The 18517-nt window shown below is 34.9% G+C and carries 17 protein-coding genes; all 17 read right to left on the bottom strand.

Annotation, left to right across the window (positions count from 1 at the left end; translation table 11 throughout):
• Positions 1-209: 209 nt before the first annotated feature.
• Positions 210-437 (bottom strand): KH domain-containing protein, encoded by a 228-nt coding sequence (locus tag J5Y03_RS06735; protein WP_209403842.1) that lies wholly within the window; start codon positions 435-437, stop codon positions 210-212.
• Between the two features lie 14 nt (positions 438-451).
• Positions 452-724: a 30S ribosomal protein S16 gene (rpsP, locus tag J5Y03_RS06730; protein WP_209403840.1), complete on the bottom strand. Its 273-nt coding sequence runs from the start codon at positions 722-724 to the stop codon at positions 452-454.
• Positions 725-860: 136 nt separating this feature from the next.
• Positions 861-2201 carry a signal recognition particle protein gene (ffh, locus tag J5Y03_RS06725; protein WP_209403838.1) on the bottom strand — a complete coding sequence of 447 codons (1341 nt, stop codon included), beginning with the start codon at positions 2199-2201 and terminating at the stop codon, positions 861-863.
• A gap of 13 nt (positions 2202-2214) precedes the next feature.
• Positions 2215-2547, bottom strand: coding sequence for a putative DNA-binding protein (locus J5Y03_RS06720; RefSeq protein WP_209403888.1), 333 nt, complete (start codon positions 2545-2547; stop codon positions 2215-2217).
• Positions 2548-3208: 661 nt separating this feature from the next.
• Complete coding sequence (gene ftsY, locus J5Y03_RS06715) at positions 3209-4201, bottom strand: signal recognition particle-docking protein FtsY (protein WP_209403836.1); 993 nt, start codon at positions 4199-4201, stop codon at positions 3209-3211.
• Positions 4202-4215: 14 nt separating this feature from the next.
• On the bottom strand, positions 4216-7788 hold the full coding sequence (gene smc / locus J5Y03_RS06710; RefSeq protein WP_209403834.1) for a chromosome segregation protein SMC: 3573 nt from the start codon (positions 7786-7788) through the stop codon (positions 4216-4218).
• 147 nt (positions 7789-7935) lie between these two features.
• Positions 7936-8679: a ribonuclease III gene (gene rnc, locus J5Y03_RS06705; protein WP_209403832.1), complete on the bottom strand. Its 744-nt coding sequence runs from the start codon at positions 8677-8679 to the stop codon at positions 7936-7938.
• 92 nt (positions 8680-8771) lie between these two features.
• Positions 8772-9005 carry an acyl carrier protein gene (acpP, locus tag J5Y03_RS06700; protein WP_209403830.1) on the bottom strand — a complete coding sequence of 78 codons (234 nt, stop codon included), beginning with the start codon at positions 9003-9005 and terminating at the stop codon, positions 8772-8774.
• Positions 9006-9072: 67 nt separating this feature from the next.
• Entirely contained in the window at positions 9073-9816 is a 744-nt protein-coding gene (gene fabG, locus J5Y03_RS06695) for a 3-oxoacyl-[acyl-carrier-protein] reductase (protein WP_209403828.1), read from the bottom strand.
• Complete coding sequence (fabD, locus tag J5Y03_RS06690; RefSeq protein ID WP_209403826.1) at positions 9810-10760, bottom strand: ACP S-malonyltransferase; 951 nt, start codon at positions 10758-10760, stop codon at positions 9810-9812. The genes fabG and fabD overlap by 7 nt, the downstream gene beginning before the upstream one ends.
• 15 nt (positions 10761-10775) lie before the next feature.
• The gene (plsX, locus tag J5Y03_RS06685) at positions 10776-11774 is read right to left on the bottom strand and encodes a phosphate acyltransferase PlsX (protein ID WP_209403824.1); all 999 of its coding nucleotides are present in this window, start codon (positions 11772-11774) and stop codon (positions 10776-10778) included.
• A gap of 22 nt (positions 11775-11796) precedes the next feature.
• Positions 11797-12360 (bottom strand): transcription factor FapR, encoded by a 564-nt coding sequence (gene fapR / locus J5Y03_RS06680; protein WP_209403822.1) that lies wholly within the window; start codon positions 12358-12360, stop codon positions 11797-11799.
• A 100-nt stretch (positions 12361-12460) separates the two neighbouring features.
• Positions 12461-14509: an ATP-dependent DNA helicase RecG gene (recG, locus tag J5Y03_RS06675; protein ID WP_209403820.1), complete on the bottom strand. Its 2049-nt coding sequence runs from the start codon at positions 14507-14509 to the stop codon at positions 12461-12463.
• Complete coding sequence (gene sdaAA / locus J5Y03_RS06670; protein ID WP_209403818.1) at positions 14506-15390, bottom strand: L-serine ammonia-lyase, iron-sulfur-dependent, subunit alpha; 885 nt, start codon at positions 15388-15390, stop codon at positions 14506-14508. The genes recG and sdaAA overlap by 4 nt, the downstream gene beginning before the upstream one ends.
• Positions 15391-15410: 20 nt before the next feature.
• A complete protein-coding gene (gene sdaAB / locus J5Y03_RS06665; RefSeq protein WP_209403815.1) occupies positions 15411-16073 on the bottom strand; it encodes an L-serine ammonia-lyase, iron-sulfur-dependent subunit beta in 663 nt (220 codons plus the stop codon).
• Positions 16074-16462: 389 nt separating this feature from the next.
• The gene (locus tag J5Y03_RS06660; protein ID WP_209403813.1) at positions 16463-17365 is read right to left on the bottom strand and encodes an EamA family transporter; all 903 of its coding nucleotides are present in this window, start codon (positions 17363-17365) and stop codon (positions 16463-16465) included.
• 228 nt (positions 17366-17593) lie between these two features.
• Complete coding sequence (gene deoD / locus J5Y03_RS06655) at positions 17594-18304, bottom strand: purine-nucleoside phosphorylase (RefSeq protein WP_209403811.1); 711 nt, start codon at positions 18302-18304, stop codon at positions 17594-17596.
• Between the last annotated feature and the right edge of the window lie 213 nt (positions 18305-18517).

Genomic DNA, 18517 nt, shown 5'->3' with positions numbered 1-18517 from the left:
CCGACTTCCTTCAGATTCTGCGTCACCACAGACACCCTTGTCTTAAGCTAACCACTACTACTGCCTTCATGGCTCGGGACTTACACCCTATAGATTATGCACATGCTGGGCGCACATAAAAAACAGGGTGAGGTTGCCCCCGCCCTGTTCCGTTGGTTTATTAACATTCTATTTTATCGATTCAAGTTTTATTTAAAAAACCGAATCTTTTATTGAATGTCAAGGTGAATACGTTTTGAATGTTCGTTACTTGCTGCATAAACAACTGTACGAATCGCTTTTGCTATTTTACCGTGCTTGCCAATCACTCTGCCAGCATCTTCAGGATTAACTGAAAGATGGTAGTATAGGTTATGTTCGTCTTCTTTTACTTGAAGTGAAATTTCCTCAGGGTGATCGACGAGTCCAGAAACAATTGCGTTAACAAGTGTATTCATCTTATTTTCCATTATTACTTGCCGTTGCGAGCGTTATGGAATTTCTCTAAGATACCAGCTTTAGAGAAAAGGTTACGAACTGTATCAGATGGTTTAGCACCTGTTTGTAACCATTTTAATGCTGCTTCTTCATTGATTTTAACTTCTGCTGGTTGAGCAACTGGATTGTAAGTTCCAATTTCTTCAATGAAACGTCCGTCACGAGGAGAACGAGAGTCTGCAACTACTACACGATAGAAAGGAGATTTTTTTGCTCCTATGCGTTTTAAACGAATTTTAACTGCCATTTTAATAGCACCTCCGAAAATATTTCAACGATTAGTATATTATCAAAAACTATCACTGTTTGTAAAGTTATTTTTCTTAACAGTAGTGTTTTTTTCAAAATTTATTTTGAAAATGTTCAGCAAGCAAGCTTTTTAGTTACATAAAAGGAAATTTAAATCCTTTTTTCTTACCTTTTTGCATGCCACCCATCATTTTCATCATTTTTTTCATCTCTTCAAATTGCTTAAGTAAGCGATTGATTTCTTGAACAGGTCTTCCAGAACCTTTTGCAATTCGTTTTCTACGACTTGAGTTAATGATATCTGGTTGAAGTTTTTCCTGTTTTGTCATTGATTGAATAATTGCTTCAACGTGAGCGATTTGTTTATCCTCAATTTGAATGTCATTCAATCCTTTAATTTTGTTTGCACCTGGCATCATTTTTAATAAATCACCAAGCGGTCCCATTTTTTTCACTTGAGAAAGTTGATCTAAGAAGTCATCCAACGTAAAAGTTGCATTTTTTAATTTTTTCTCAAGATCTTTCGCTTTTTCTTGATCAACGGTCTCTTGTGCCTTTTCAATGAGCGTTAATACATCACCCATTCCTAGAATACGAGAAGCCATACGCTCAGGGTGGAATGGTTCTATTGCATCTAGTTTTTCACCAAGACCAACAAATTTAATCGGTGTGTTTGTCACTGCTCGAATAGATAATGCAGCACCCCCACGAGTGTCTCCATCAAGCTTCGTTAAAACAACACCTGTTAAACCTAAAAGATCATTAAAGCTTTGTGCCACATTGACAGCATCTTGCCCCGTCATTGCATCAACAACTAGGAAGATTTCGTTCGGCTTAGAAAGTTCCTTGATTTGCTCAAGTTCTTCCATTAAACCTTCGTCAATATGAAGTCGACCTGCTGTATCGATTAGGACATAATCAAGATGTTCAGTCTTTGCATGTTCAATTGCTTGTTTAGCAATTTCAACAGGACTGACTTGATCACCTAAAGAAAAGACAGGCATATCTAACTGCTTACCTAACGTTTCAAGCTGTTTAATCGCAGCTGGACGGTAAATATCAGCAGCAACTAACAAAGGTTTGCGATTGTATTTTTTTCGTAATAAATTCGCAAGTTTACCAGTAGTTGTCGTTTTACCAGCACCTTGTAAACCAACCATCATAATAACAGTTGGCGGACGATTGGAAACTGCAATTTTACTTTGTTCGCCACCCATTAGTTCGGTCAACTCATCTTGTACAACTTTTACAACTTGTTGACCAGGGGTTAAGCTTTGCATTACTTCTTGTCCAATTGCACGTTCAGACACACGTTTTACAAAGTCTTTTACTACTTTAAAGTTAACGTCTGCTTCTAATAGTGCAAGACGTACTTCTCTCATCATTTCTTTGACATCAGCTTCTGTAACTTTACCTTTTCCACGAAGCTTTTGTAATGATTTCTGCAGTCGGTCGGCTAACCCTTCAAATGCCATAGTGCCGCCCTCCTTATTCTAATTTCTCTAACGCATCTAATACTTCAAAATACTCTTCATCTATTACTTTACCGTTTCCAGTAAAAGTTTTCAATTGATTAATGAGAACTTGGCGTTTTTGAAATTTTTCTAGAAGTAATAACTTTTCTTCATATTCTTCAAGCATTGCTTCCGTACGCTTTATATTATCATAAACCGCTTGTCTGCTAATGCTGAATTCTTCAGCAATTTCACCTAAAGAGTAATCATCTAAATAATAAAGCGACATATAGCTTTGTTGCTTAGGAGTTAATAAAGATTGATAAAAATCATATAAATAATTGATTCTCATCGTTTTATCAAGCATGGATTTCTCCAACATGCTCACCACTCCTTTGTTAAGTGATTTACCTTTACATCTGTTAGTTTATACAAAAATAAAATCAATGTCAAGTTATTTTCTTGTCAGGCACGAAAAGTGGAGCGAGCTCGTTTAGCTCTGACAGGCGTTGGAGTAAATACCAAATGAAGTGTGCTTTTCACTTCATTTGGTATTTGCGAAACGACCGAAGAGCTAGCTCGCGGAACTAGACACAACGAAAAGCGGATTCGCCTTGTTTACCTCCGACAGACATTGGAGCAAAAAGCAATGGAAGTGCGCTTTTCACTTCAATTGTTTTTTGTGAAATGGCCGAGGAGGTAGGCGAAGTAGCTAGACATACCGAAATGTGGAGGCGCCTTGCTTATCTCCGACAGACATTGGAGCAAATAGGAATAGAAGTGTGCTTTTCACTTCAATTCCTATTTGTGAAATGGCCGAGGAGATAGGCGCCGGAACTAGACAGTTCGAAAAGTGGAGCGAGCTCGTTTAGCTCTGACAGGCGTTGGAGTACATACCAAAGGAAGTGTGGTTTTCACTTCATTTGGTATTTGCGAAACGACCGAAGAGCTAACTCGTGTAACTAGACACAACGAAAAGCGGATTCGCCTTGATCACCACTTTCTACCCATACCATAAAATCTGTGATCTACTTCTCCTCGTTCACTAAATCTCCAAACAAACCATACACAAATTGTTCAGGCTGGAATGGTTGTAGATCATCCATTTTCTCTCCAAGTCCTACGAATTTTACTGGGACCTTCAATTCATTACGTATCGCAAGTACAATACCACCTTTAGCAGTACCGTCAAGTTTCGTTAAAACAATTCCAGATACGCTTGTAGCCTCTGAGAATGTTTTAGCTTGTGATAATCCATTTTGTCCTGTTGTAGCGTCAATTACAAGTAACACTTCATGAGGAGCATCTGGAACTTCTCTAGCTATTACATTACGAACTTTTTCAAGCTCTTTCATAAGGTTTACTTTATTTTGCAAACGTCCAGCTGTATCGCAAAGAAGTACATCAACTTTTCTTGCTTTAGCCGCTTGAACTGCGTCATACATGACTGCAGCTGGATCAGAACCGGCTCCTTGCTTAATAACGTCGACACCTACGCGTTCTCCCCAAACTTCTAATTGTTCGATGGCCCCAGCTCTAAATGTATCTCCAGCAGCTAATAAAACTGATTTTCCTTCTTGTTTTAGCATATGTGCAATTTTTCCGATAGAAGTTGTTTTACCAACACCATTTACCCCAACGAATAAGATGATTGTTAATCCATTTGGATTTAAGTTTAGTTCTAATGATTCCTCTTTATCAGTAGCACCTTTGTAAATTTCTACTAATTTTTCAGAGATGACTTCTTGCACTTGCTTTGGATCTTGTATATTTTTTCTCTTCACTTCAAATTTCAATTCATCAATTAACTCCATGACAGTGTTTACACCTACATCTGCCATAATTAATACTTCTTCTAGCTCTTCAAAAAAATCTTCATCAACTTTTCGATAACGTGCAACTAGATCATTTAATCCATCTGTAAATGTATTACGTGATTTTGCTAAACCACTCTTAAATTTTTCAGTGACTGTTTCAGCCTGTTTTGAAATGCTTTCTTTTAATTTTTTAAAAAAGCCCATTTTCAACTTCCTTTCTATTTTTCACTTGCTACTATTTCTTCACCTTCGTCTAGACGAACAGACACTAATGTTGACACACCTGATTCTTGCATTGTTACACCGTATAACACGTCACATTCTTCCATTGTTCCTTTTCGGTGTGTGATCACAATGAACTGCGTCTGTGTACTAAATTTCTTTAAAAACTTTGCAAATCTAGCCACATTCGCTTCATCAAGTGCTGCCTCTACCTCATCTAAGACACAGAACGGAACAGGACGAACTTGTAGAATTGCAAATAATAATGCAATTGCAGTTAAAGCGCGTTCTCCACCGGACAATAAACCTAAGTTTTGTAGCTTTTTCCCAGGTGGTTGAGCAACGATATCTACACCCGTCATCAATAAATTGGATTCATCAGATAGGACTAAATCAGCACGTCCTCCGCCAAACAATTGAGTAAAAACAATTTGAAACTTTTCTCTGATTGCTCTAAAACTCGTTTCGAATCGTCTTGTCATTTCTTCGTCCATTTCGTCAATAACAGAATGAAGAGTTGTTTTTGCATCAATTAAATCTGTTCGTTGTTCTTGTAAAAATTCATAACGCTCACTGACACGTTCATATTCATCAATGGAACCAATATTTACAGTACCTAATTCTTCAATTGCTCTTTTTAATAATTTTACTTTTTTTCGAGCATCTTCAATTTCGATTGAAAGAGTATATTTTTGTTTAGCAGCTTCAAATGATAACATATACATTTCAGTTAAATGCTGAAGTCTATTTTCTAATTCTACGTCTAAACGGTTACAATTAACCTCTTGTTGCTTTAATAAATCAGATAACGATTTATATTGTCTTTGTTTTTCACGTAGTGCATTTGAATAGTCTTCAATTTCATTTTGAAAAGCTAATCGTTCTTCTCGTCTAGATGAAATTAATTCAGTAGTTTTTGAAAATTCAACTCTAGTTTCTTGAATTAACTTTTCTAGCTCTTCTTTTCCATTTTCATTTGTCATTAACTCACTTGATAAAAAGACAATTTTATCGTTTAGATCGACTACAGATTGTTCATATTTATCCAAATCACTTTCTTTTTGGAAAATACGTTCTTTACAATGCTGCAACTTCTGTTGTTCTTCTGCTACCTTTACTTTTGAATCTGTTAATTGAACTTGAATGTCTTGCATTACTTGCTTTTGGTTATTTTTCTTTTCCGTCAATTCCTCAATTAACTGTTCATTTTTAGCAATTTCTTCTTTCAGTTTGCCTTGAAGTTCAATTAATTCTTGAACACGAGAACTTATGCGGTTGTTTTCTTCTAATGAATTTCCCATTTCAAGATCATAAATGGCTAACGTATCATTGATATTCTTTTCTTCAAATTCAATACTTCTTAACTCATCTTGAACAAAACGTAAGCTTTCTTGATTTTTGTTAAACGAAGCTTTCTTTTCTGTAATAACATTGTTTAACTCTTGCTTCTTTTGCTTCAATTGTTTAACTTCATGTTCAACATTTGTAGTTTTTTCTTGCATGTCTTTCAATTTATCCGTTATTTCATCTAGCTCACGTTGACGACTTAGTAAAGAATTATTCGTTACGCGCATTGCTCCACCAGTCATAGCCCCACCAGGGTTTACAACATCACCTTCTAATGTCACAAATCGATATCGATGGCCGATTTGCTTCGCAAGCTCGTTTGCGCCTTTTAAATCTTTTGTAATAACGACAGTCCCTAATAAATTTTTAATAATACCATCATACTTTTCTTTATACGTAACAAGAGATGAACCAATTCCAATAAAAGTTTCATGTTTTCTCATTAATTCGATACTTTGATCAGGAATTGATCTAGCTTTTACAACCGTCATAGGTAAAAATGTCGCTCTTCCTAATCGTTGCTGCTTAAGAAACTGAATTGCCTGCCTTGCATGTTCCTCAGCTTGTACAATAATTTGCTGTGTTGCTGCTCCTAATGCAATTTCAATTGCGACTTCATATTGCTTCTCAGTCATGATTAACTCAGCAACAGCACCTTCAATTCCTTGTAATTTAGAATCTCTAGCTTTTAAGATTTCCTTAACACCTTGATTAAATCCTGAATAATCTTCTTGGAGTTCTTCAAGAGTGTCTTTTCTTGACTTTGTTTGTTGGACAAATTGATAGGCTTTATATAAAAGGTCTTCTTTTTCTTTTAATTGTACTGACAATGCTTCGAAAGCTTTTTCATTTTGCTCAACAGTCTGACCGTCTTCTTTCCATTTTGCTTCTAAGTTTGCAAGTTCTTTAAGCAGCTGGTCTTTTTTCTGTTTTAAAACTTGACGTTGACGAATGTATTTCTCGTTTTCGGAGTCCAATCGATTAGCTTTTACCGAATATTGCTCTAGCTGTGTTTCTAATATATTTTTTTCATTACTTGCAGATGCTTGGTTATTTAACAACTCTATGTAATCCGATTTTATCGATTCTATTTGTTCTTCTATGTCTTCTTCAAAAATTAAGATTTCATTTTCATTACTTTTGATTTGATCTTGAAGCTCTTTAAGGACAGCTTGTATTGTTTGTTTTGTTTTTTGTTCATTCATTAATTCTTCTTTAATGACTTGTATTTGTTTTTTAAACTCATCAAGTTGTTCCTTAAATTGAAGGGTTTGATTTGAAGCGTTTTTCTTCCGCTCCATCATTAATTCCTTTTGACCTTCATATTTTTCTAAATTTTTCGTTACATTCAACAATATTTGTTGGAGTTGATCAATCGATTCATCGAGTGTATTCATTTTTTCTTGTAAGCTTTGAATATGAGATTCATCGGTTGAAATTTCTGTTGAAAGCGCAATATCTAGATCACTATTCTTTTTCATTTCTTCTTGCAGTACTTGCCATTTTTGATGTAGAGTTTCAATTTCATATACTAATAAAGCACCTTCAACTACTTCTAATTGTTCTTTTTTCTCTAAATAATCTTTAGCGATTGAAGATTGCATCTTAAGCGGTTCAATCTGGCCACTTAATTCAAATAATATATCATCAACTCGATTTAAATTTTCTTGCGTCTCAGCTAATTTAGATTCTGCTTTCTTTTTACGTGTTTTATATTTTAAAACACCTGCAGCTTCTTCAAAAATGCCTCTACGTTCTTCAGGTTTACTACTTAAAATTTCTTCGACTTTCCCCTGACTAATAATCGAAAATGCTTCCCTACCTAATCCAGAATCCATAAATAGGTCAACAATATCTTTTAATCGACATGATTGTTTATTGATCAAGAAATCGCTGTCCCCTGAACGATAAACTCTCCTAGTCACACTTACTTCAGAGTATTCTAGCGGTAGCTGTTGATCAGCATTGTCTAATGTTAATGTCACTTCCGCAAAATTCAACGGCTTCCTGCTATCACTTCCAGCAAAAATGATATCTTCCATTTTTGCCCCACGTAATGATTTAACAGAATGTTCACCTAAGACCCATCGAATTGCGTCTGTAATATTACTTTTTCCACTTCCATTTGGACCTACTACTGCTGTTACACCTTTAACAAAATCTATTGATACGCGCTGGGCGAATGATTTAAATCCAATTATATCTAAGCGTTTGAGGAACATGCTTATTTCCTCCTTTTTTAAATTTAATTATATACACAAAATATCCCCCTTAAAAGGGGGATAACGACATTTTCACCGATAGTTCGACTTTTTTTATGTTTGGTGGTTTTTATTTTTGGCCTTTTTCTTAAACTTTTAGAAAAAAACCTATTTTTTTAATCCTTTTAATTTGCTTAATGCTTCACTTGCTGCATGTTGTTCAGCTTCTTTTTTAGATCGGCCGTTTCCAATACCAAGTGTTTGTCCATTTAATAACACTTTTGAAACAAACTCACGATTATGGGCTGGTCCTTTTTCATGTAGAATTTGATATTCAATTGTTCCAGTTGAGTCTCTTTGAACAAATTCTTGCAATTGACTTTTGTAATCCATCACATGCGAAAAAGCACCAGCGTTTATTTTAGGAAAAACATAAGTTGATAAAAAATTCTCTACTGCATTTAATCCTTTATCTAAATATAAGGAACCAATAAATGCTTCAAACACATCCGCAAGAAGGGCTGGTCTTGTACGTCCACCAGTCATTTCTTCTCCCTTACCTAGGAGAATATAATTTCCAAATAATAATTCATTTGCAAATTTGACTAATGATGGCTCACAAACGATCGCAGCACGAAGTTTAGTTAATTCCCCTTCACTCATTGTCGGGTATTTTTGAAACAAATATTGAGAAACTGTTAATTCTAAAACTGCATCTCCTAAATATTCTAATCGTTCATTGTCTTCATAGGGCTTTTTGCGATGCTCATTCACATAGGATGAATGTGTAAAAGCTTGTATAAGCAACTGAGTATTATCAAATTGAACTTTGAGTTGCTGCTGTAATGAGTTAAAATTTTGTACTTCTTGCTCTGACAGCTTACTTTCTTTTACCCTTCTAAAATGTGGCATATTTACCTCCAACAACAGAATTGGATGATTTTAAAATCATAGAAATATGCTGAGAAGTCCCGTACTTTTTTTGTACGGGACTAGTTCAGCCATTACATGTTGCTCTCTATGTAGCTAACAACATCACCAACAGTGATGATTTTTTCAGCATCTTCATCTGAAATCTCAAGTTCGAATTCATCTTCTAATTGCATTACTAACTCAACTACGTCTAAAGAATCAGCATCTAAATCCTCTTTGAAACGGCTAGTTAAAGCAATCTCAGATTCTTCTACACCTAAACGGTCAACAATAATTTTAGAAACACGCTCTAATACATCTTGCATCATCTTTCACCTCCCCCCAAAGTAATTCTATAGCACATTATACATGATAACATGTTATTTCATCAAATCAATACATTACTAATCCACCATCAACATTAATTGTTTGTCCTGTAATGTAACGACTTGCATCAGCAGCTAAGAATAAAACTGCATTAGCAATATCTTCAGGTTGTCCAAATGATTGTAATGGTATATTAGATAGCATTTGCGATTTAACTGTTTCTGATAACTCATTTGTCATATCAGTTTCAATAAATCCTGGTGCAATTGCATTCACAGTAATTTGGCGTGACGCAAGCTCTCTTGCAGCTGTTTTTGTAACGCCGATTACCCCAGCTTTTGCAGCAACGTAATTAATTTGTCCTGGATTACCGATTTGACCAACAACTGACGTAATGTTAATAATGCGTCCAGAACGTTGACGAGTCATATGTTTTGCAACTGCTTTTGTACATAAAAACACACCTTTAAGGTTTGTGTTAATTACATCATCCCAGTCAGCATCTTTCATGCGAAGTAATAAGCCATCTCTTGTAATACCAGCATTATTAACTAGAATATCAACTTTACCAAAAGTATCAACTGCTTGTTTCATCATACTGGTAACTTCATCAGAATTTGCAACATTCGCTTTAATTGAAATTGCTTGTCTACCAAGAGATTGAATTTCATTTACAACTTCATTTGCAGCTTGTTCATTACCGGAGAAATTCACAATAACATCTGCACCATTTTTAGCAAGTGTTAATGCGATAGCCTTTCCAATTCCTCTAGATCCACCTGTAATAAGTGCTACTTTCCCTGTTAACATGGTTTAATCTCCTCCCATTTTTCTAAAAATTCATTAAGTGTTTGTATATCGTACACATTAATTAATCGAGCTGATGGGTTAATTGCTTTTACTAAACCAGTTAACACTTTACCAGGTCCAATTTCTACAAATGTATCAACGCCTTGTTCAACAAGTTTTTCAATCGATTGAGTCCATTTTACAGGAGAGAAAAGTTGGCGAACAAGTAATTCTTTAATTTCAGAAGCATTCGTAACAGGCTCTGAAGTAACATTTGTTATAACAGGAACTTTACTGTCAGAAACATTTATTTTTTCTAATTCATTTCGGAAATCAGTACTTGCTGGTTCCATTAGACTTGAGTGAAAAGGACCACTTACTTTTAATGGTATTACTCGTTTTGCTCCAGCTTCTTTACAGAATTCTGAAGCAACTTTCACTGCTTCAGCTTCCCCAGAAATAACAACTTGAGTTGGAGAATTATAATTTGCTATCCCAACCTCGTATCCTTGAGATACAGCTTTTTTGACAGCTTCTTCAACTTTATCCATTGATAAAAATAACACTGCTGTCATTGCACCTTTCCCAACTGGGACTGCTTTGTCCATTAATTTCCCTCTAGTATTAACTAACTTTACAGCTTCATTAAATTCTAATGATCCAGAGGCAACAAGTGCAGAAAATTCTCCTAAGCTATGACCAGCAACAAAATCAGGTTGAATACCCGCTTGTTTTATTTTTTCATAAAAAGCAATTGATGTTGCAAGAATCGCTGGTTGAGCATTGTATGTAAGAGTTAGATCTTCATCAGTACCGTTAAACATAATATCCGTTAATGAAAATCCAAGAGTTTGATCAATGTTCTGAAATAATTCTTTACTATCCTCAAAATGTTCTAATAAATCTTGTCCCATTCCAACCTTTTGAGACCCTTGCCCTGGAAAAATAAATGCTGTCTTTCCCATTAAGTAGATTCCTCCTTAATCGTTCACACTGTTTTGTGACTCCATATGTTTACTAACCAAATGAACGACACGTTGATCCACCATTGTTTGTGCTTGTTTAATTGCATTGAAAAATCCATATGCATCTGAGCTTCCATGCGCTTTAATAACTGGTGACTTTAATCCAAAAAGAGCTGCACCACCGTATTCTGAGTAATCCATTTTCTTTTTAAGACCTTTTAATTGCGGCTTTAAAAGTGCTGCTAATATTTTGGATGTAAAGCTAGATAATAATGCATCTTTTAACAAAGAAAACATGGTTAATGCAGTTCCTTCAATGGCTTTTAATGCAATATTTCCAGAATAACCATCTGTAACAACTACATCAGCTACTCCATCCATTAAGTCCCTTGCTTCAACATTGCCGATAAAATTCAAGTTACTCTTCTTTAATAATTCAAAGGTTTGTTTAGCTAATTCATTACCTTTTTTATCTTCTGTCCCTACATTTAACAATCCAATTCTAGGCTTGTTAATGCCACGAACTTGTTCAGCGTATACTGAACCCATAATTGCATATTGAAGTAAATGTTCTGCTTTCGCATCAACATTTGCACCAACATCAAGAAATACAAATCCTTTTCCATCTACAGTAGGTAATGTTGGAGATAAGGCAGGACGTTCAACGCCTTCCATACGGCCAACAACAAATAAACCAGCAGTCATCAGTGCCCCTGTATTACCTGCTGATATACAAGCATCCGCTCTACCTTCTTTTACTTCATTCGCCATAAGAACCAAAGACGCATTCTTTTTACGACGAACAGCTCTTACAGGTTCATCTGTTCCTTCGATTACCTCATCTGTATGGATAATTTGGATGTTTTTATCATTTGTTAAGTAAGGTCTAATTTTTGATTCATCACCGATTAATGTGATTGTAATATTTTCAAGTTTTTCTACAGCGAGCATAGCTCCTTCTACGATTGCTTTTGGAGCATGATCTCCACCCATTGCGTCTATCGCTAGTCTCATATCATTAATTCCTTCCTGGTAATCATTGCTGCGAGCGATGATACATTTCGAATGTACCTTCAAAAATGTGTTCATTCTCAACAAAACCATTAACTTCAACTGTTTTACGCCTTGTCTCGGGTTCATCTTCAATAATTTTAGCTTTTGCTACGATTCGATCACCTAGTTTTGCAGGTTTAAGAAACACTAAATTCGATTTAGCAGTTAATGCTAAATCATCATTAATGACTGCTACTGCTAAAGAATTCGCTTGTGCAAATAAATGATGACCCCTGGCAATGCCGTTTCGACTAAACACATGCTCTTGTTTCACGTCGAAAATTGAAATAGCACTATCATTTAGTTGAATATCAATGACTTCACCAATAATTTCATCTACACGCAATGATTTTACATCTTCTAATTGCTGTGTAGCTACATTTTTGATTCTTTCACGCAATTCCGGAATAGATAATTCCAATCGATCAAGTCTTATCGTTTGAATACTGACACTGAGCTGATTAGAAAGGTCCTCGTCTGTAATAAACGGATTTACTTCAATTATATCTTTTAACTTCTTTTGGCGATCTTTTTTATTTCTTCTCATATTCTATACCTCAGTATTTTTTATTACCTGGTATTAACATCAGTTTATAATAAAACATCTAGTTTATCAATACATTTTTACAAACTTTTAATACCTAGTACTAATCTAGTTTTTCAGAATTAAATATCCCACTATCTTTCAAATAGTCTCTGAGTGGAAGATAATGATCGTCCTCCCAGAAGGAATTCGAATTTACTAGCATAGCTGCATCTGTTCTTGCAACTTCAAGAATTCGATAGTCATGTACCATATCTGCCATTTTAAACACTGGAACACCACTTTGCTGTTTACCAAAAAAATCTCCAGGGCCACGAAGTTCAAGGTCTTTCTCTGAAAGCTCGAATCCATCATTCGTTTCGGTCATAATACGCAGTCGTTCTTTTCCTACTTCATTTTTGGGATTTCCCACTAGAATACAGTAAGATTGTTCCGATCCTCGACCAACACGGCCTCTTAACTGATGAAGTTGAGATAAACCAAATCTTTCAGCATCATAAATAACCATGATGGTTGAATTAGGTACATTTACACCTACTTCAACAACAGTAGTCGATACTAAGATTTGAACTTCGTTTGCTGAAAATGCCTTCATTACTTCATCTTTTTCTGCAGAAGACAATTTCCCATGCATTAAGCCAACCTTGCAAATAGATTGAAAATGAAATGATAATTGACTATGTAGATCTAGTGCATTTTGTAAATCCAATTTTTCTGACTCTTCAATTAGCGGGCAAATAACGTAAGCTTGTCTACCTTTTTCAATCTCCTTTTGGACAAATGTTAATACTCGATCAAACATTTCTTGCTTAACCCAATATGTTTCAATTTTTTTACGTCCAGCAGGATATTCATCTATAATTGATACATCCATTTCACCAAATGCTGTTATTGCTAATGTTCTAGGTATCGGTGTTGCAGTCATAAATAAAACATCTGGAAAATACCCCTTTTCACGAAGTACTCTCCTCTGATTGACACCAAATCGATGTTGCTCATCCGTAATAACTAAGCCTAACTTTTGGAATTGAACCTCATCCTGAATGAGTGCATGTGTACCAACTACTATGTCTATTTCTCCATTTTTTAATCTCTCTAAAAGTTCTTTCCTTCTTTTCCCTTTGACTGAGCTTGTTAACAACTCAACATTCACGTCTAAATTTGTTAGCATTTTCACTAATGATTCGAAATGTTGTTCTGCTAATATTTCTGTCGGCACCATTAATGCACCTTGGTATCCTTCAATCATATTTGCATAAAGAGCAATTGTCGCCACAACTGTCTTTCCTGAACCTACATCACCTTGCAATAACCGATTCATTCGATATGGCTGGCTCATATCATCAAATATTTCATTGACCACTCGTTTTTGTGCTCCTGTTAATGGAAATGGTAAAGAGGAAATAAGGTTGTTTACTTGACGATGATTAATTTTTTTTGCAATACCTTGAGAATGATTTCGTTGGACTTTACGAAGTGCTTGCATTTTTAGTTGAAAAAGAAAAAACTCTTCATAAACATATGTTCTTCTAGCTTGTTTTAAACTATTACCATCAATTGGATGATGTAATAATTTCAGGGTATCTTTTCGCTGAAGCAACTTATATTTACTAACAAGTTGATTTGGAATGATATTTTCTAAGTAATCACCGTATTTTGTCAGTGACTGCCAGATAAATTTTCTCATTGTTTTTACCGTTAAATTTCCTTTAACGGAGTAGACTGGTTCGATTTCATGTCCATTAGGTCTAGAACCGAACACTAATTCAGATACTGTTATAGTCTGGCGGTGTTGATCCCATTTTCCTGTCACTGTTATTTGTTCATTTAAGTTTAATTTTGTTTTGTAATAAGGACGATTAAAACAAATAACAGTAATAAGAAAACGATCCACTAACACTCTAAAGGTAAGTCTAGATTTTTTTTTGCCATAAAATTGAATTAAAGGGGCACTGTGAACAGTACCCTCAACAGTAACCCTTTCATCATGTTTCACTTCAGTTAATTCTTTATGTTTAAAATCTTCATATCGATAAGGTAAATAGTTAATCAAGTCATTAATTGTGTGAATGTCTAATTCTTTTAGTAAATTAGCAGTTTCTTCACCGATGCCATTTAATATTACAACAGGTTGTAATAATTCTTGTCTCATTTTTTTGTTAGTGAGACACCAAATATTTTAGCTTCTAGCTCTCTTCCAGTTGGTGTCGCAGCTAATCCTCCTTGCGCTGTTTCTCTTAGCGCAGAAGGCATTGTTTGTCCTATTTTAAACATTGCATCGATTACTTCATCACACGGAATTCGACTTGTTATACCCGCTAATGCCATATCAGCTGCTACCATTGAATTTGCAGCACCCATTGCATTTCTTTTCACACAAGGAACTTCTACTAATCCTGCTACAGGATCACATACTAGTCCAAGCATATTTTTTAATGTAATTGCAAATGCTTCTGCACATTGACTAGGTGACCCGCCAACAAGCTCAACGATCGCAGCTGCAGCCATCCCACTAGCAGATCCTACTTCAGCTTGGCAACCTCCTGCAGCACCAGAAATAGAAGCATTGTTCGCTACAACAAAACCAAAAGCTCCTGAAGTAAATAGAAACTCAATCATTTGCATACGTGTTGGGTTTAGCTTTTCTTTTAAAGCAAATAATGTTCCTGGTACTACACCCGCTGACCCAGCAGTTGGTGTTGCACAAATTGTACCCATTGCAGCGTTTACTTCATTTGTAGCAACCGCTTTACTAACTGCATCTAAAATTGTATGACCAGTTAACATATTTCCTTTTTCAATGTATCTTTGTAAAAGAACAGCATCTCCACCAGTCAAGCCAGTAGGTGAATGAACTCCTTCAAGTCCTCTTTCAACTGCCTTTTCCATAACATCAAGATTCATTTCCATCTTTCTAATAATTTCTTCTCTAGTTTTACCAGTGAATTCCATTTCTTGTTGAATCATAATTTCAGCTATTTTTACGCCTTTTGATTCAGCTAACTCTACTAATTCTGCAACATTTTTAAACAATTCACTACACCTCCTACTAATTAGTCCACCATTTTCGTTACTTGTACAATATGTGGTAACGACATTAGTTCTTCTAATACTTTATCTTCAATCACTTGATCTACTTCAATTGTCATTAATGCTAGCTGACCAACTTCTTTTCTAGAAACTTCCATATGGCCAATGTTTAATGAATACTTAGTTAAGACATTCGTTACTCCAGCAATTGCACCAAAACGATCATTGTGTACTACCAAGATTGCAGGATAATTTCCTGAAAGTTTTAGTTCAAAGCCATTTAATTCAATAATTTCAATTTTACCACCACCAATTGAAACACCTACCAACTCAAAAGTCTGGTCATCATCTTCAATTGTGATTTTCACTGTATTAGGATGATTTGTAATCGCATCTTCCTCTATAAAATCAAATTCCATTCCTTGATCAGTAGCAAGCTTTAATGATTCTCTAATTCGCTCATCAAATGTATCGAAGTCTAATAGTCCTCCAATAATCGCGATATCTGTTCCATGTCCACGATACGTTTTTGCAAAAGAACCATATAGAGAAATTCTTACTTTTTTAGGTAACTTACCATATAAATTTCTTGCAACACGACCGATTCTTGCCGCACCTGCAGTATGTGAACTAGAAGGACCAATCATAATTGGGCCAATTATATCAAAAACACTTTTATACTTCATGTCATTTCCCCCACTTCTATTATTTTTGAATAGAAGAACAAACCTAAATATTACGTTTACTCTTTTTATATTATCTACATTTAAAAAACATTGAGATAACCCATTTCTTAGTTTAATACGAAATCGTTGATAGTTCTATTGAAATTTTACCCATTACGTAATTATTTCTGTAATCGCTTAAATTTTCTCAAGTTCAAATCCCTTAAATGACAAATTTAATACCTACTTAATTATATTTTATTAATGTGTACTGTAATACTTTAATGTTAATCATTACGAAAATCATTTATTTTCCATCGGACGAACTCATGACTTATCACACGTTCCTCCAAGCAAATTCACTGAGATTAGTTAATTTTTAAAAAAGAGCACATGGTGTGCTCTTTTTGTTAGCCGCTGAGTTCTATGTTACGTTTTTTATCTTTTCGTGCAGAAAGAAATTGCGGTGCGAAAATACCAAGTAGTATACAAACAATGCCGAGCCATTGTAATGGTGATACAGCTTCATGAACAAGTGTAATAGAAGCAATGATTGCTATTGGGAGTTCAGCAGCACCTAAAATTGTTCCAAGTCCTGTTCCTACTTTTGGGACACCAATAGAGAAGCAAATGACCGGTACAACAACACCGAAGAATCCAAGGAAGAGTGCATATTTCCATAATCCAGCTTGCAAGGCACCATTAATTAAAAAGGTTGGTGGAAAAAATAAGCAAACGATAAATGTAGCACTTGTTGTCATTAGAAAGCTTTTCGTATATGGTGGTACATTTGTAGCAACGCGTCCGCTCACAAAAATATAAAAGGAAAAAGAAACAGCGGCTAATAGTCCAAAAATGATACCTTTTGTAGAGAAGTTTTGTCCAAATCCTTCAAACACCCCACCTGCCAATAGAGTTCCGGCAAATAAAATAATAATTGACATTATCTTTTCACGGCTTGGAAATGTTCGATTCGCAATTGCTTCTATGGTTACTCCAATCCATGTAAATTGAAAGAGTAAAACAACAGCTATCGAAGCTGGTAATTCTTCTACAGAGATTGCATAAAAAATACTGGTCATGCTCATTGTTGTTCCGACAGCTAATAATAAAAGTACTTGTTTTGTTGACATTTTATGACGTGAGAAAAGAAGAACAAGTAGCAATAGTCCAATCCAGCCAAATACATATTGTCCTCCTAATAGCTCAAACGCAGAAAAACCGTCCCTAAAGCCGAGCTTGAAAATTGTTGAAAGTATGCCATAGCTGCAGGCACCAAATAAAACTAATAATGAAAACTTAAATTTCTCCATAAAAAATCCTCCTATATAAATAAAAAAACGCCCGCTGTCCAGCAGGACAACGGGCGAACGAAACAGAGTGAACACTCTACAAAATTCCGCCACTCACAATCGGGTGTGAGTTTGTGTATAAAATAATAACATACAAAACAGATAACAATTATTATGACTCTAGTGTATTTATCTCTTTTATATTTTCAATATAAAAGAGATAAATACAAATTTCAAAAACACTACACTTTACATACAAGCCTCTAATGCAAGTTTCATCATTTTATCGAATGAAGTTTGTCTTGCTTCAGCACTAATTTCTTCATGAGTAACTAATGAATCTGAAATAGTAAGTACACAAGCTGCATTCTTACCTAATACTTTTGCATTATGGAATAATGCAAAGCTTTCCATTTCTACACAAATACACTTATGGTCATTATAAAAATCAACATAATTTGGAACTGAACTTTCATGATAAAATACATCACTGGAATGTATTCTACCTTTAACAATAGGAGTATTAATCTGCTTTGCAGTATCTTCAATTTTGTTATTTAATAACTCATTAGGGTACTGAATATCACCTTCTACGCCTGCTTGTGTCTTTGCAAATGTTGATTGACTCCAAGCACTATCCGCAAGCACAATATCATGTATGTTCAGTTTATCTGTATAAGCTCCTGCACTACCAATACGGATAATATTTTCTACTTCATAAAACTTATATAACTCGTATGAATAAATTCCAATACTTGGCATTCCCATACCAGATCCCATTACAGATATTTGTTTTCCTTTATAAGTTCCCGTATAGCCAAACATATTACGTACAGTATTAAATTGTACTGGATTTTCTAGATATGTTTCCGCAATATATTTCGCGCGAAGTGGATCTCCTGGCATTAAAACTGTTTTTGCAATATCTCCAACTTTTGCTGTATTATGTGCTGTTGTCATATTATAATTTCTCCATTTCTATTCATTTTGATCTACTTAAATATCAATAACTATAATCCAACTACTATTTTTACTCGTTTTACTAAAATGTATTCGTTTGCACAATTAGGGAAAAAAAACTATTTTGTCTTGATTTCTTATTACCATCTAGTTAAAGATAACAATTTAATATCACGAGATGCAGTTGTATACTTAGTTGTCTAATTAATACAA

Origin of the sequence: Gottfriedia endophytica, assembly GCF_017814275.1 — a bacterium.
Taxonomy (GTDB): domain Bacteria; phylum Bacillota; class Bacilli; order Bacillales; family Bacillaceae_G; genus Gottfriedia; species Gottfriedia endophytica.
This window is presented reverse-complemented; position numbering and strand designations above follow the sequence as displayed.